Origin of the sequence: Nocardiopsis valliformis DSM 45023 (assembly GCF_000340985.1) — a bacterium.
In the GTDB taxonomy this organism is placed as follows: Bacteria; Actinomycetota; Actinomycetes; order Streptosporangiales; family Streptosporangiaceae; genus Nocardiopsis; species Nocardiopsis exhalans.
Genome location: NZ_ANAZ01000045.1, coordinates 43,383 through 56,472 on the forward strand (window position 1 = coordinate 43,383; position 13,090 = coordinate 56,472).

The window sequence follows — 13,090 nt, forward strand, 5'->3', positions numbered from 1 at the left end:
TGTCCGAGGGATCTCGGGAGAGATCAGTCCTGCATGGCTTCCTCGGGGATAGGCTCGCCCTCGCGCATGGCCGCGAACATCTGCTCCGACCTGGCCTCGTCCCACACCACGACTGAACCCACGCCGTCGAGTGTCGGAGTGCTCCCGACCGGCACGGCGGTGGTCGCGGTGCCGCCGCGCATCGCCATCAGCATGCTGGCCAGGTGACGCAGCTTGTCGCCCTCGTCGACCATGAACGTGTCGGTGCCCGCGACCACCAGCGGCACGGACTTGAAGGGGTTGAACATCGTGGAGGGGGCGCTGGCCTCCTGGATCAGCGCGGAGAAGAACTCGCGCTGGCGCTGGATGCGGTCCAGGTCCGCGCGCGGGGTGGCGCGGGTGCGCACGTAGCCCAGCGCGGTGCCGCCGTCCATCTCCTGGCAGCCCGCCTCGATGTCCAGGCCCGCCTTCGGGTCCACCATCGGCTCCTCCGGGCACAGCTCCACGCCGCCGACCGCGTCGACCAGGTCGACGAAGCCGCCCATGCCGATCTCCACGTAGTGGTCGATCCGCACGCCCGAGGCCTGCTCGAAGCTCTGCACGAGCGGGCCCGGACCGCCGCAGACCTCCTCGCCGTCCTCGCCGGTGCCGCACACGGAGTCGGCGAAGGCGGTGTTGATCTTGTTGTCCGCGTAGCCGGGGATCGCCATGGGGACGTAGGAGTCACGCGGCACGCTGACGATCGTGGGGTCGCCGTCGCGGGGCATGTACAGCACCATGATCGTGTCGGTGCGGCGGCCCTCGGCGCGGCCGGTGGCCAGCTCCCGGATCTGGTCGTCGTCCAGGCCCTCACGGCTGTCGGAGCCGACGATCATGTAGGTGGTCCCGGGCTGTCGGTCCGGGCGTCCCTCGTAGTCCTGGAGGGCGTCGACCCGCTCCAGCCGCGAGTCCGCCCAGAGGTAGAAGCCGCCGGGGATCACCAGGAGCAGGACCAGCGCGATGATCAGCGCGTTCCGGGCCGTCTTCCTACGGCGCTGCTGCGCGCGGCGCTGGTGGCCGCGGCCGTCGTACTCCCGCCCGGCGCTGTGGGTGCGGCGCTTCTGGGGACGGTGCGGGGGCACCTGGTCGGCCGGGGGGATCCGCCGGGTCTCGCCCACGACCCGCTGCTCGGACTCACGGGAGCGGTAGAGCTTCTCGAACTCGTCCGGCTTGCCGGGGCCGCCGCCGCGGCGGAACACACCCCCTCTGTTGTGTTCACCGGTCGAGCCGGGCTCTCCCCGGTGCCGTCGATCAGCCATCGAATCGCCTATCTGCTCCGCGCCGCGTGTCCTGTGCGTGTGTCTTATGTCCCTTGTGATCGCTGACAGAGTAGTCGGGTTCGCTCCGATCTCCTCCGGCGCCCGTGGGCCGTCACCCCGGAAGCCTGCGGGCCAGGGGTTCTCGGTGGTGGCTCAGAGGTGGGGAGGCGAGGGGAGGGGCCTCAGCGCAGGCGGGACGCTCCGCCGGACGGCAGCGCGGCCCGCATGCGGGGCTCGGGCCACCCCTTCGCCGCGAACGCGCTCCGTACCGCCGCGGTCAGGTCGTCCGCCCGGTCCTCGGCGACCAGTGCGAAGGCGGTCCCCGCCCACCCGGTCATCCGACTGCCCCGGGCCCCGGCGAGCGCCGCGGTCTCCACCGCCAGGTCGACGGAGGGCAGCGCAAGGCCGAAGCGGCGCAGGGACAGGTGTGAGGCGGACAGGATCGGCCCAGTCTCCGCCGTCCGCTCCGTGCGCAGCAGACCGACCGCGGCGTTGAGCCGGTGCACCTCGGTGACGGCGTACTCCACCCGGCTGCGCAGGACGGGGTTCTGCAGGCGGCGCAGCGCCCCGGGCAGATCCTGGACGGCGCGCAGCGGGCCCAGGACGTCCTGGGCCCGGTCCAGCTCGGCGGCGCGGACCGGGCGCGGGTCCCGCCGGGGGAGCGCCCCGGTCTCCAGCACGACCAACCGCAGTTCCGCCGCCGCGAGGTCGAACGGCAGCACGGTGGTCCGGCCGCTGGCCAGGTTCACCCGGACGGCGTGCCCGGCGCGGGCGTCCAGGGCCACGCTCTGGTCGACGGTGCTCCCGGTGGGGCGGTCGGCCCCGGCAAGATCGGCCAGCGCCAGGGACACCGCCGCGCCGACCGCAGCCGAGTGGCCCAGGGAGGCGTGTTCGGGCAGGTCGGAGCCGAGCACCACCCGAAGACCGCTCCCCGCGCCCAGGAGGCCCTTCTCGCGCGCGTGGGCCACGGCCCCGGCCACCGCGAGGGCTGGCCGGCCCCGATCGCTCAGCGGGCCGCTGGGCGTCGCCACGCGCACGTGTCCGTCCGCCGTGGTGCCGGCCGCCGCCGTCACCCCCCAGGGCAGCGCCGCGTACAGGGCCGCTCCGCCGCTGGCCGCGGTGTGCTCGCCCATGAGTGCGAGCCGCCCCGGCGCGTGCCACAGGCCCTCGGGTACTGCCCCGAAGAGTCCCGCGTACGCCGAGCGCAGGGCTTCGTCGTCGGGCGCCTCCGGCCAGTCCCCGACTGGCCCCCCGGTCCGTGTCCCCAGCACCGCGCGCACCCGCGCCCCGATGACCCCCACGTGCCGTCCCCTGTCTTCTCGCGGTCTCCCCGGTGAACACCGATCTCAAGTTTGCCGTCACTTCGGTACCGGCCGGGCGTGGGGTTTTCCTCAGGTGGGATCGGCGAAGCTAGGGTTACGGACTCATTGGTGTGACGGGGGTTGGTTATGGCCGGAGTGCTTGACCGGGCCAAGGACGCGGCCCAGCACTACCAGAACGTGGCGATGGATGGCTTCTGGGAGCTGCGGCGCCGCCGCCCGTTCTTCGACCACCTGGTGCGGGCCGGTGAGCGTTACTCGGACCGCAACGGCAGTCAGTTGGCGGGGGCGGTCACCTACTTCGCGTTCCTGTCCTTCTTCCCACTGCTGGCGCTGGCCTTCGCGGTCGTCGGCTTCTTGGCAGCCAGGCAAGTGGAGCTCACCACCTACCTGGAGGAGGCGCTGGACGAGGTGCTGCCCGGGCTCTCCCAGCAGCTGCCCATGGATCAGATCGCGGACGCCCGGGTGGGCGCGAGCGTGCTGGGCCTGCTGGGTCTGCTGTACGCGGGCCTGAACTCGGTCTCGGCGCTGCGCGAGGCCCTGCACACGATCTGGTTGAAGAGCCTCAAACAGGGCCCCAACTTCGTGCTGCGCAAACTGGTCGACCTGCTGGTCATGATCGGCCTGGGGTCGGCCCTGCTGTTCACCGTCACCTTCACCAGCGTCATGCAGACCGCCACGGTCTGGCTGCTGTCCCTGGTGGGCCTTGAGGGGTCCTTGGTGGCCAACCTGTCGCTGCGCGCCCTGGCCCTGGTGATCGCCATCGCCGTGAACATGTGCCTGTTCCTGCTGGTCTTCGCGCTGTTGTCGGGGGCGGGGCGGCCGACGGGCATGATGTGGAAGGGAGCGCTGCTGGGCGCGGTGGGATTCGAGATCCTCAAGAACCTCGCCGCGCAGCTGCTGGCGGGCACGCTCACCAACCCGGTCTACGCGTCCTTCGCGGTGCTGGTGGGCCTGCTGGTGTGGATCAACCTGGTGATGCGCGTGGTCATGTTCAGCGCCGCCTGGACGGCCACCTGGCTGCCGGTGCTGCCGCCCTACACCGGGACTCTGCCGCTGCCGGAGCAGAACGGGATGGACTGGACACGTCCGACCCCCGTGCTGCGCCCGCGCGAGGAGGACCTGGCCGAGCAGCGCCTGGCCCGCCGGGTGCTCGCCCTGGGGTTGTCACTGGTGGGGGCGGTGATCGCGGCGGCGGGCGCGGCGTTCGCCCTCCGGAACCGGTCGAAATCCCGAAGGGCCGGCTGACAGACCAGCCAACCGTCGAAGTGAAAAGCGGCCGGAAAGAATTCGTTTTTTACTGAGGGTTCCTTCCGTATGCGCGCGGTGTGGGGTGGGTAGTCCTCCCCTGTCCCGGATGGCCGGTTTCGCCGGGGCAGCGGTGCGTCGGCCACAACGGCCGTCCCATACCTGGAGGGCAGATGGGAATCGCATTCACAACGTCCGAACGAGCGACGCTCGGGGTCGAGTGGGAACTCCAACTCGTCGACCGCGGCAGTCGCCATCTCCGGCAGGAGGCGCGGCAACTCCTCGCCGCACTCCCCGATCTCAGCAGTGAGGCGGCGGTCCCCCCGCTGCGGCACGAACTGATGCAGTCCCAGGTGGAGGTGGTGACCGGGATCTGCGAGACGGTGGAGGAGGCCAAGGGTGATCTCGGTCGCAGCGTCGCCCGGATGCGCGAGGTGCTCGAACCCCGCGGCACCACCCTGACCTGTTCGGGAACCCACCCGATAGACGACTGGCGTGACCAGGAGCTCAGCCCCGGAAAGCGCTACGGCGAGCTGGTCGACCAGATGCAGTGGCTGGCCCGACGCATCCTGACCTGCGGCGTTCACGTCCACGTGGGGGTGCGCGGCCAGGAGAAGGCCATTCCGATTGTGAACGCGCTCGCGAACTATCTGCCACATTTTCTGGCTTTGAGTGCTTCTAGCCCATTTTGGGGTGGTCACGACACCGGGCTGGCCTCCGCGCGCTCGATTGTCTTCGGTGCGCTCCCTACCTCGGGGCCGCCGCCGAACCTGTCAGGTTGGACCGCTTTCGAGGAATACCTCGAAACCCTTCTCCGGGCAGGTACCATCGCCTCTATCAAGGAAGTGTGGTGGGACATCCGTCCGCACCCGGATTTCGGCACCATAGAGATCCGGATGTTTGACGGCATTCCCACCTTGCGCGAGGTGGGAATGGCCGCCGCTCTCTCCCAGAGTCTGGTGGAGATGTTCGATCACCAGCTCGACCGCGGGTACAGCTTGCCCAGCCCGCCGTCCTGGGTGGTGAAGGACAACAAGTGGCGGGCCACCCGCTACGGACTCGACGCTCGAGTCATCACGGACTCGCACGGAACCACAGTTCCGATCCGTGACGACCTCTACGAGCTGGTCCGCGAGCTGGCTCCGGTCGCGGCCCGCCTGGGCTGCGCGGAGGACCTGGACCTGATCTCCGAGATCCTGGACAAGGGCGCCTCCTACGAGCGCCAGCGGGCGGTCGTCGCCGAAGGCGGATCGCTCGAAGACGTCGTGGACATGCTCTCCGCCGAGTTCGAAGGCGATTCCACCCGCGCGACGGTCGGCGTCGGCGATGGAGCCGGTGCGCGGTAAGACGTGTAACGAAGAGGGGACCCTCGCATGCAGGGACGTGACCTGCCGGAACAGTTGACCGCTTTTCTGGCGCGCCATGAGCGGGAGCTCACGGGCTTTCGACGGGACCTGCACATGCACCCGGAGCTCGCCTTCGCCGAGCACCGCACCACGGGCCGGCTGACCGAACGGCTACGCCAGGTCGGACTGCAACCCCGCACCCTCCCCCAGGGCACCGGTCTGATCTGCGACATCGGCGACGGCCCCGGCCCCACGGTCGCCCTGCGCGCCGACATCGACGCGCTCCCCCTCACCGACGAGAAAGACGTCCCCTACCGTTCCACCGTCCCCGGCGTCGCGCACGCCTGCGGACACGACGTGCACACCACGGTCCTGCTGGCCACGGGGATCTTCCTCGCCCAGCAGGACCGCGCCGGTGCCCTGCCGGGCCGCGTCCGGCTCCTCTTTCAGCCCGCCGAGGAGCTTCCCGGCGGGGCGGTGGAGGTCGTCAAGGCCGGCGGCATGGACGGCGTGGACCGCATCTTCGCCCTGCACTGCGACCCCCGCCAGGTCGTGGGCAAGGTGGGCCTGCGCACCGGCGGCATCACCGCCGCCTGCGACCAGATCATGGTGCGCCTGTCCGGGCCGGGCGGGCACACCGCCCGCCCGCACCTGACCTCCGACCTCGTCTACGCGCTCGGCAAGATCGTCACCGAACTACCCGCCGCGCTCTCCCGCCGTATCGACCCCCGGGCCGGGTTCAGCCTGGTGTGGGGCCGGATCAGCGCGGGCTCGGCACCCAACGTCATTCCGGACGACGCCGTCGCCGAGGGCACCGTGCGCTGCCTGGACGACGAGGCCTGGCACGCCGCCCCGGACATCCTCAAGGGACTGGTGGAGTCGGTCGCCTCCGCCTACGGCGCCGATGCCGAGGTCACCTACCGCCGGGGTGTTCCGCCCACCATCAACGAGGCGCGCAGCGTGGACATCATGCGGGAGGCCGCCACATCGGCCCTGGGGGCCGACGCCGTCGGGCCGACCCCGCAGAGCCTGGGCGGGGAGGACTTCGCCTGGTACCTGGAGCACGCACCCGGTGCGCTGGCCCGGCTGGGAACCCACTCCCCGGACTGGAGCGGGCCCATGCTGGACCTGCACCGGGGCAGCTTCGACGTGGACGAGCGCGCGATCGGGGTAGGCACCCGCCTGATGGCGACCACCGCTCTCACTGCGCTGTGGGAGCACACCCCCGAGGGCATGCGGGTGGACAGCGAGGCACTGGCCTGATCACGACCCCGGCCTGACCGCGGTTCCAGCCCGATCGTCCACATGGATGGGGCCCGACGCTGACCGGCGGCTTCTGCCGGATTTTCGGTAACTTCGTGTCGCCGTGTCGGGGGCCCTCACCACCCGGTGGCATTCTGGGTAGATGAACCAGCCACTCACAGTCGAACAGATCCGGCGGGCGCCGAAGGTGCTCCTGCACGACCACCTCGACGGCGGCCTGCGCCCGTCCACGGTCGTCGAACTGGCCCAGGAAGCCGGGTACAAGGGCCTGCCCACCTACGACCCGGCCGAGCTCGGGCGTTGGTTCCGCGACGCCTCGGACTCCGGGTCGCTGGAGCGCTACCTGGAGACCTTCGCGCACACCACTGCCGTCATGCAGAGCCGTGACGCCCTGGTGCGGGTCGCCGCCGAGGCCGCCGAGGACCTGGCCGCCGACGGTGTGGTCTACGCCGAGCAGCGCTACGCCCCCGAACAGCACTTGGAGGGCGGGCTCACCCTGGAGGAGGTCGTCGAGGCCGTCCAGGAAGGGCTCGAACTGGGGGAGAAGCGCGCGGCGGACTCCGGCCGCAGCATCCGCACCGGGCAGCTGGTGACCGCCATGCGGCACGCGGCCCGCTCCTCGGAGATCGCCGAGCTCGCTGTCCGCTACCGCGACGCCGGGGTGTCCGGATTCGACATCGCCGGCGCGGAGGCGGGCAACCCGCCCACCCGCCACCTGGACGCCTTCGAGTACTTGCGCCGGGAGAACTTCCACTTCACCATCCACGCCGGTGAGGCCTTCGGACTGCCCTCCATCTGGGAGGCGCTCCAGTGGTGCGGCTGCGACCGCCTCGGCCACGGCGTGCGCATCGTCGACGACATCACCACCAACGAGAACGGCGTGCCGCAGCTGGGCCGCCTCGCCCAGTACGTGCGCGACAAGCGCGTCCCGCTGGAGATGTGCCCCAGTTCCAACGTGCAGACCGGCGCCGCCGACTCCATCGCCGAGCACCCGATCAAGCTCCTGCACGACCTGCGCTTCCGGGTCACGGTCAACACCGACAACCGCCTCCAGAGTGGGGTCACCCTGTCGGAGGAGTTCGCCAAGCTGAGCGAGGCCTTCGGCTACGACTGGGACGATCTCCAGTGGTTCACGGTCAACGCCATGAAGTCGGCCTTCCTGCCCTTCGACGAGCGCCTGGCGCTGATCAACGGGATCATCAAGCCCGGGTTCGCGCAGTTGAAGTGGGCGACCCACTGATGGCTGGATCCGATGGCGGGCCTACCACGCACTACTCCACCTCCTCCCGGGTGATGGCGATGGGGTGGGTGGTCATCGCGGTCCTGCTCCTGGTGGACGTGGTGCTGCGCGGTCAGGACCGGATGGCCTGGGTCGCCGGGGCGGCCCTGGTACTGAGCGTCGCCGTGGTCTATGTCGTGTGGCTGCGCCCGCGGGTGGTCTCCACGGAGCGGGGCATCCGGATGGTCAACCCGCTGCGCGAGACCTTCGTGCCGTGGGCGGCCGTGCAGTGGGTGGACGTGGTCGACGTGCTGCGGGTGCACACCCCCGAGCGGGTGCTGCGCTCCTGGCCCCTGCGTGAGACCAAGCGGGCCAAGGTCCGCGAGAACATGCGCCGGGAGTCGGGCTACCTGGACCCCGACGACGACAAGGATCCGACCCAGATGCGCCCGGTGGACCTGGCCGCCCGCGACCTGCGCCGGGACGCGGAGCGGTACAAGACGCGTCCGCTGAGCGGCCCCATCAAGGAGATCAGTGAGGAGGGCCCGGCCGCGCTGGGCGCCGAGGACCGCCCGCAGACGATGGTGCCGATCGAGGTCATCGTCGTCCTGGCGGTGCCCCTCCTGCTGCTTACGGCCGTGTTCCTCCTGGCCTGAGTTTCTTCTGGCCCGCGTTTTTGCTGGTCGGGGCGCTTCTCCCCGGGCCGTACCCGGTTCCCGCGCGGTGCGCGGGGGCCGGGTTCTTCGTTTTCGGGGTGTGGGGTTGACGAGCACCCCGAGATTCTGGTTAGGTTAGGCATGCCTAAGGGAGAACGTTCCGGGTGGGCGGGCTTCGCGCGGATGGCCACCCACCCGGATCTTCCTCCCAAGGTGACGCGCGCGGTTCAACTGAATATCGGGAAGAGAAGGTGTCGTCAGCGCTAGTCCAACGGGGTCTGCGGGGATCCTGAGCGCACGACGGCACCGGGGAAAGCACCGCCTTCGACCGGACCTGCGGCCGGTACCGTCCATCCCATGGCCTCGGGATGTACGCTCGCCACGCCGGTACCGGACACGCCGGGTCCGGTCGAAGGCGCCCCAACTTCTCTCGCTTGTCCCATCCGGGCAAGCACACCTCTCCAGTCTCCAAGCGCACACGAAAGCCCGGCGGTCTCCGCCGGGCTTCGTGCTGTGTAGGAGGCTTTTCCTGTTGGGGCCCTCGGCGCTCAGGCTGCGGCGATCACCCGGTTCAGCAGTTCACCGAGCCGGCGCGCTCGCTGGGTGACGATCTCCAGGGCGCGATCCTCCTCGAAGGGGTCCAGCACCGCGCCCACCGCGTCGTTGCTGACCATGGACAGCCCCAGCACCTCGGCGCCCATCTCCACCGCGGCGATGGTCTCCAGCGCGATCGAGCGCCCGACCACGTCCGCGCCCGCTTGGCGCAGCACCTTCAGCTCGGCCGGGGTCTGCAGCTGCGGACCCGTGGTGGACACGTACACGCCCTCGGCCAGGGAGGCGTCCACCCCGTGGATGACCTGGCGCAGCCGCTCGCTGTAGGCCTGGGTCAGGTCGACGAAGTTGGCACCGGTCAGCGGGGACTGCGAGGTGAGGTTGACGTGGTCGCGCAGTACCACCGGCTGCCCCGGCTGGTAGTCGGTGCGCAGCGATCCCGCCGATCCGGTCAGTACCGCGATCCGGGCACCCGCGGCGATCCCGGTCCGCACCGCGTGCGTGGCGACCATCGGGCCGAAGCCCTCGTAGACGTGGACGCGGCCCATGAACACGACCACGCGTTTCTCGCCCACCCACATGCTACGGACCTTGCCGCTGTGCCCTTCGGCGCTGGGTGCCACGAAGCCGGGCAGCTCGGTCGCGTCGAATTCGATGTCGGGCGTGCCCAGTGTGTCCACCGCGCCCGCCCAGCCGGAGCCGAGCACCACCAGGGCATCGAAACTGTCGGCCCCGGCCCGGGACAGGAGTTCCTTCGCGGCGGAGTCCGCCAGTCGTTTCGCCTCGCCGGTGGTCTGGGGCGGCTGGGGCGGCTGCTCTGATTCGCTCACAAGTCGGATGCTACCCCTGTGTAGCCAAATTGTTCCGGAACGCAACGCAGAGTGTTCGGAGGGCGGAATGTACACGTCACCTTGGGTGACCTCGGCGGCCTGATTCACGTGTCCTTCGTCGCATCGGCCGAGGTCAGGTAGGGGCCCGACAGGCCACTCCTCGCGGAGACAAGGCGTTTCGGCCAGGGTGGCTGCGGTTTTCGACAGTGGACATGGCCGACAATGGGGTGAAGCGATAAAACCAGGTGGTGCCCTGCCATGCCCGAATATCGCCCCGGACCGGGAACGGGTGTGCCGCATCGCCCGCAGAGGGAGTGAAGCAGCGTGACGAAGGTCGTGATCATCGGTGGCGGGCCCGGGGGCTATGAGCCGGCACTGGTCGCCGCGCAGCTCGGCGCGGACGTGACTGTGGTGGAGCGCGACGGCATCGGCGGCGCCTGCGTCCTCACCGACTGCGTCCCCTCCAAGAGCCTCATCGCCACCTCCACCCGGACCACGTACGTACGCGAGTCTGCCAGCCTGGGCATCCACGTGCCCGAAGCGGAGGACAACAAGGCCGCTGTCGAGGTCGACATCGACCAGATCAACGCGCGGATCAAACGCCTGGCCCAGGCCCAGTCCGACGACACCCGCGCCCGCCTGATCAAGGAGGGCGTCGAGGTCGTCATTGGGGAAGCCCGCCTGGTCGACCCGCACATCGTCGCCGTCGGCGAACGCCGCATCCGCGCCGACGTCGTCCTCATCGCCACCGGCGCCCACCCCCGCGAGCTGCCCACCGCCAAGCCTGACGGCGAGCGCATCCTGACCTGGCGCCACCTCTACGAGCTGGAGGAGCTGCCCGAGGAACTGATCGTGGTCGGCTCCGGTGTCACCGGTGCCGAGTTCGCCAGCGCCTACCAGGCCCTGGGTTCGAACGTGACCCTCGTCTCCTCGCGCAACCTGGTCATGCCCACGCAGGACTCCGACGCCGCCGAGGTGCTGGAGGAGGTCTTCGCCCGCCGCGGCATGACCATCCTCAACCAGACCCGCGCCGAGTCGGTCGTGCGCACCGAGGACGGTGTCCGGGTCACCCTCTCCGACGGCCGCACCGTCGACGGCAGCCACTGTCTGATGACCGTCGGCATGATCCCCAACACCGAGGGCCTGGGCCTGGAGGAGGCCGGTGTCCGGCTGGGCAAGGGCGGGTTCGTCGAGGTCGACCGCGTCTCCCGGACCACCGTCCCCGGCGTCTACGCCGCGGGTGACTGCACCGGCGTGAACATGCTGGCCTCTGTGGCCGCCATGCAGGGCCGGATCGCCATGTGGCACGCGCTCGGCGAGGCCGTGTCCCCGCTGCAGCTGTCCACCGTCGCCTCCACCGTGTTCACCCACCCCGAACTAGCCGCCGTGGGAGCCAGCGAGGACGACGTGCGCAGCGGCCGCATCGACGGACGTACCGTCACCCTGCCGCTGAACACCAACCCGCGCGCCAAGATGAACGAGGTCAAGGACGGCTTCGTCAAGCTCATCTGCCGCCAGCACACCGGCATCGTCCTGGGCGGCGTCATCGTCGGCCCGCGCGCCAGCGAGCTCATCCTGGGCGTGTCCATCGCGGTCCAGCAGCGCCTGACCGTCGACGACATCGCGCACACCTTCTCGGTGTACCCGTCGCTGTCCGGCAGCGTCACCGAGGCCGCGCGCTCCCTCATGCTCGCCTCCCCGGAGTAGGGGCTCCGACGGAGAGCGGCTGCGACCCGCCGTGTGGAAGTGCAGGACACACGGCGGGCCGAAGGAGCCAGAAAGCGCAGGAGGGCTCGGGCGATCTCGCCCGAGCCCTCCTGCGCTGTTTGTGCGCGTCCGTGACCGGCTAGAAGTCGAAGCCGCCGAAGTCCCCGAAGTCTCCGCCGCCGTCGAAGTCGCCGCCGCCCATGTCGCCGCCGTCGCCCATGTCGTCACCGGCGCCCATCATGCCGCCGCCCATCATGGACCCCATCATCGAGCCCATCATCATGCCGGTGAACATGCCCATCATCATGTTCATGCCGAAGTAGCCGCCGGCGTAGGGCGAGTAAGCGGGACCCGCGTCGTAGTACGGGCGGCGCTCACCGTCGACCTCGACCATGCGCACGTCCGGCTGGCCGCCGGTGCGTACCGCCTGGGCGCAGACCGGGCACGCGGTCACCGACCGGGGCGAGCCGCCGGGCGGGGCCCAGGTGACGTCCTCGCTGGACGGGCCGTGCTGCGGGTTGAAGAAACAGGGACCGCGCCGCGCGGGCACCGGGTCGCCGTTCATCCGGGCCCGGGTGGCGGTCATGTAGTAGCGGCCGTCCTCCAGGGCGCCGGTCACCATCTTGACCTGTTCGGGTTCCTGGATGGTGTCCAGCAGGGACTTGGCCTGGTCGTAGGAGTCCATGGCCCGCGAGTAGTCGCTGCGGGTCTCGTCGTCCACCTTGGACAGATCGATCTCCAGACGGGCGACGTCCTCACCGAGGCGGACGACGTCCTCGGTGGCCATCTGCTTGATCTCCTCGAGTTGCTTGGCCTTCTCGGCCTCGCGCTTCTTGCGGCTGTTGTAGACGTACCAGCCGCCGGCCGCGACGATGATCGCGAGGATGGCGAGCAGCACCAGGCCGGAACCGCCGCCCCCGGCCGGGGCCTCACTGGCGGTCTCGGTCTCCTGGACGGCGTCGGGCATCGCCACGAGGGTGTCGATCGGGTTCGGTGTGTCCCCGCCCGCCTGGAGGGAGAACTCCCTGATCGCCTCGGTGTTCTCCAAGTTGGGGGAGGTGACGTAGAAGTTCTCGCTCCCGCCCAGCACGCCGTAGGCCCCGTCACCGACCTCGGCCATGACCGGTTCCATCACGGCGTTCACCCCGGCCTGGGAGGTAGCGACCTCCGAGGGCAGGAAGACGTAGTAGACGGGTGTGTCGGAGCCTGCGGCGGCGGCCTCCAGAGCGGCCTCGTCCGCGGCCGGGACGCCGTCGATCGACGGATCGATGAAGACCCCGTCGTCCTCCAGCTCCGCGACGATGTCCTGTGTCTCGGGTGCTTCGGTCTGGGTGTCGGCTGCGGCCGGAACCGCTGCGGCGGTGACCATCCCCGCCGCGAGTCCGGCAGCCAGCACTGTGGGTGTTACCAAGCGGCGCAACATGTCGTTCCTCTCGCCTCCCTTAACCACAGGGACGAACAGGAGCCCCGAACAGTTCCCGAGGTCAGCCCTTGTGTTCAGTGTCTCCCGGCTATCCCGGCGACGGGTCGGTGACACGAGGGGGCCCGCCGAGCGGACTGATGCTGCTGGCGAATCCGGGTTCGGTCCGGGCTCCCTGCGTTGTGTGCGTTTCCTCGGGTTCGCTCCTGGGGTTCCCCCGTTTCCCGCCGCTTGATGGTTGCCGTCTGCGCTG

10 protein-coding genes are annotated in these 13,090 nt (G+C 70.1%); 6 read left to right on the plus strand and 4 right to left on the minus strand.

Annotated elements, in window-relative coordinates:
* Positions 1-23 precede the first annotated feature (23 nt).
* Positions 24-1,277: an LCP family protein gene (locus D457_RS0128430; protein WP_026117120.1), complete on the minus strand. Its 1,254-nt coding sequence runs from the start codon at positions 1,275-1,277 to the stop codon at positions 24-26.
* 182 nt (positions 1,278-1,459) lie between these two features.
* Positions 1,460-2,578, minus strand: coding sequence for a galactokinase family protein (locus D457_RS0128435; protein WP_017584069.1), 1,119 nt, complete (start codon positions 2,576-2,578; stop codon positions 1,460-1,462).
* A 147-nt stretch (positions 2,579-2,725) separates the two neighbouring features.
* On the opposite strand from D457_RS0128435, the gene D457_RS0128440 reads away from it, so the two are divergent.
* The 5 genes from D457_RS0128440 to D457_RS0128460 all read left to right on the plus strand — a co-directional run bounded on the left by D457_RS0128440 (position 2,726) and on the right by D457_RS0128460 (position 8,328).
* Positions 2,726-3,844 carry a YihY/virulence factor BrkB family protein gene (locus tag D457_RS0128440; RefSeq protein ID WP_026117121.1) on the plus strand — a complete coding sequence of 373 codons (1,119 nt, stop codon included), beginning with the start codon at positions 2,726-2,728 and terminating at the stop codon, positions 3,842-3,844.
* A 173-nt stretch (positions 3,845-4,017) separates the two neighbouring features.
* A complete protein-coding gene (locus D457_RS0128445) occupies positions 4,018-5,190 on the plus strand; it encodes a glutamate--cysteine ligase (RefSeq protein WP_017584070.1) in 1,173 nt (390 codons plus the stop codon).
* 27 nt (positions 5,191-5,217) lie between these two features.
* Positions 5,218-6,453, plus strand: a complete 1,236-nt coding sequence (locus D457_RS0128450) for a M20 family metallopeptidase (RefSeq protein ID WP_017584071.1) — start codon at positions 5,218-5,220, stop codon at positions 6,451-6,453.
* A 142-nt stretch (positions 6,454-6,595) separates the two neighbouring features.
* On the plus strand, positions 6,596-7,693 hold the full coding sequence (locus D457_RS0128455; protein ID WP_017584072.1) for an adenosine deaminase: 1,098 nt from the start codon (positions 6,596-6,598) through the stop codon (positions 7,691-7,693).
* A complete protein-coding gene (locus D457_RS0128460) occupies positions 7,693-8,328 on the plus strand; it encodes a PH domain-containing protein (protein ID WP_039831997.1) in 636 nt (211 codons plus the stop codon). The genes D457_RS0128455 and D457_RS0128460 overlap by 1 nt, the downstream gene beginning before the upstream one ends.
* A gap of 548 nt (positions 8,329-8,876) precedes the next feature.
* Here the strand turns inward: D457_RS0128460 and D457_RS0128465 are convergent.
* Positions 8,877-9,710: a purine-nucleoside phosphorylase gene (locus D457_RS0128465; RefSeq protein ID WP_017584074.1), complete on the minus strand. Its 834-nt coding sequence runs from the start codon at positions 9,708-9,710 to the stop codon at positions 8,877-8,879.
* Between the two features lie 324 nt (positions 9,711-10,034).
* Between D457_RS0128465 and D457_RS0128470 the strand changes: the two genes are divergently transcribed.
* Positions 10,035-11,417: an NAD(P)H-quinone dehydrogenase gene (locus tag D457_RS0128470; RefSeq protein WP_017584075.1), complete on the plus strand. Its 1,383-nt coding sequence runs from the start codon at positions 10,035-10,037 to the stop codon at positions 11,415-11,417.
* Positions 11,418-11,556: 139 nt separating this feature from the next.
* On the opposite strand, the gene D457_RS0128475 is transcribed toward D457_RS0128470, so the two are convergent.
* The gene (locus D457_RS0128475) at positions 11,557-12,813 is read right to left on the minus strand and encodes a hypothetical protein (protein WP_017584076.1); all 1,257 of its coding nucleotides are present in this window, start codon (positions 12,811-12,813) and stop codon (positions 11,557-11,559) included.
* Positions 12,814-13,090: the final 277 nt, after the last annotated feature.